At 76.2% G+C, this 2,110-nt stretch carries 4 protein-coding genes; 2 read left to right on the forward strand and 2 right to left on the reverse strand.

Translation table 11 applies throughout. The features are described from left to right. Positions 1-242 precede the first annotated feature (242 nt). Positions 243-656 (forward strand): hypothetical protein, encoded by a 414-nt coding sequence (locus ACK586_RS23850; protein ID WP_409333016.1) that lies wholly within the window; start codon positions 243-245, stop codon positions 654-656. Between the two features lie 58 nt (positions 657-714). On the opposite strand, the gene ACK586_RS23855 is transcribed toward ACK586_RS23850, so the two are convergent. Further along, a complete protein-coding gene (locus tag ACK586_RS23855) occupies positions 715-876 on the reverse strand; it encodes a hypothetical protein (RefSeq protein ID WP_409333017.1) in 162 nt (53 codons plus the stop codon). Positions 877-966: 90 nt separating this feature from the next. Continuing rightward, on the reverse strand, positions 967-1,437 hold the full coding sequence (locus ACK586_RS23860) for a DnaJ family domain-containing protein (RefSeq protein WP_409333018.1): 471 nt from the start codon (positions 1,435-1,437) through the stop codon (positions 967-969). A gap of 53 nt (positions 1,438-1,490) precedes the next feature. Here ACK586_RS23860 and ACK586_RS23865 point away from each other — a divergent pair. Further along, the coding region (locus tag ACK586_RS23865) for an NUDIX domain-containing protein (protein WP_409333019.1) at positions 1,491-2,110 on the forward strand (620 nt) is incomplete at its 3' end.

Genomic DNA, 2,110 nt, shown 5'->3' on the forward strand with positions numbered 1-2,110 from the left:
TGCCACGCTCCTATCAAGTCACGCCGGTCGGCCCTGACCAGCGGTGATCGGCACAACGCGTGAACGCCAGCGCCCATCGGGAGCGGCACGGACGGTAGGTGGCCAGGATCCCAACCACCGCAACCAGCCGGTGCGGTGCTCAGCACCCTGACACTGACGCGGACGGTAGCGAGGGACAGGAGGCACGTCGCCTACCCGCGAGGTAATCGACGCCGTTCCCCCGCGGGGCCACCGTCGGCGGCATGACCACCACCGCCATGACCACCACCGCCACCCGCCGTCCGCTCCGCCTGCTCCGCCTGGCGCTGCGCCTGGACGCCGCCGTCTCCGGCGCCAACGGCGTCGCCTACCTCCTCGCCGCACCGGCGCTGTCCGACCTGCTCGGCATCCCCGCAGGGACCCTGCGCGGCGTCGGCGCCTTCTTCCTGGTCTACGCCGCCCTGGTCGCCCTGGTCGCCGCGCGGCCCGTGGTGTCCGCCGCCGCGACCGAGGCCGTCATCGTGTCCAACGCGCTGTGGGCGGCCGGCAGCGTCGCCGTCGTCGCCGCCGGGGCGTTCGCCCTCACCGGCCCCGGGACGGCGTGGGTGCTGCTGCAGGCCGCCGTCGTCGCCGGCTTCGCCGCCGTCCAGCTCGCCGCGCTCCGACGCCGCTCCTGACCCGGCGCGACGGCGGCCCGTCGCGAGCGGAGAGCTCGCGGCGGGCCGCTGCACGCCCTCAGGACAAGGGCTCGGTGGGGCCGGGCGAGGGCTTGGCCTCGTCGCCCGTCGTTCCTCCACCGGGGTCGGTGGCGCCGGCGACGTCCTCGGGTGCGGCCGGCGTCTCCTCCTCGACGTTCTTTCGGGCCTGGTCGCGGTCGGTGCCTGGTACCTCGGACATGAGGGTCCTCTCGTCGGGAACGGACCCGCCCTCCCTACCCGTCCCGGCGGCAGGGACCCCGGCCGTTCGCTCGGGGCGCAACCGGCCCGGTCAGCGCCGGCGCCACCACCGCCGCCGGGGCTGCGCGGCGGGCGGCTCGGGCGCGGGCGGCGCGGGCGGCCGGTCCCGCAGCCAGCCCTCCACGAGGACGTCGACGTCGGCCAGGCCCGGCACGGGCGCCCACCGGCTCTCCTGCGGCAGCCGCCAGAAGGCCTGCACCCGGGCGTTGTAGTCCTCGGCCAGCGCCCGGACGTCGTCCTCGCTCGACAACCGGGCCGCCCGCGCCGGCAGCTCGTCGCGCTCGCGGCGCAGCCGCAGACCCGGCGGCAGCATGTCGGCGGTCCGGACACCCTCACGGCGGGCCTTGGCCAGCGCCCAGTCGTAGGCGGTCTGCTCCGGATCGATCCGCAGCGGCCGGCCGGCCCCCGGCAGGGCGGTGAAGGCGCCCCGCTCCTGCGCCTGCCGGATCTGCTGCTCCACCCAGGTCTCGAAGGAGACGCCCTGCGGCTTGCGGTCGGTCATCGGATCCCATGGTCCCCGCTCTGCCCGGTCCCCGTTCTGACAGGCTCGGGCCCATGCGGACGACGAGCAGCCGGGAGGTGTACCGCAACCCGTGGATCCGGGTGCGGGAGGACACCGTCGAGCGCGACGACGGCAGCACCGGCGTCTACGGCGTCGTCGAGAAGGCGCACTTCGCCCTCGTGATCCCGGCCGAGCGCGACGGCTTCTGGCTGGTCGAGCAGTACCGGCATCCCGTCGGCCGCCGGGCGTGGGAGTTCCCGCAGGGCACGTGGGGCGCCGGCAACGGCGGGACGGCGGAGCAGCTGGCCCACGCCGAGCTCGCCGAGGAGACCGGCCTGCGCGCGGGCTCCATGCGGCACCTGGGCCACCTCGACCTCGCCTCGGGGCTGTCGACCCAGGAGTTCGACGTGTGGCTGGCCACCGGCCTCACCCCGGGTCCGACGGCGCGGGAGGCGTCGGAGGCCGACATGCGGCACGCCTTCGTCCCCGAGACCGAGCTGCGGGAGATGGTCCGCACCGGCCGGTTCACCGACGGCCCGTCCCTGGCGGCGTGGTCCCTGCTGCTCCTCGACGAGGCCCCCTGTCCCGCCGCTGTGGGCCCAGCGGGGGGGCTGGGGGTGGGGGTTGCCGGGGGGGACCGTCGTCGCAGCACTCACCCCACACCGGAGGGGCG

This window comes from Trujillonella humicola (assembly GCF_046233715.1).
In the GTDB taxonomy this organism is placed as follows: domain Bacteria; phylum Actinomycetota; class Actinomycetes; order Mycobacteriales; family Geodermatophilaceae; genus Trujillonella; species Trujillonella humicola.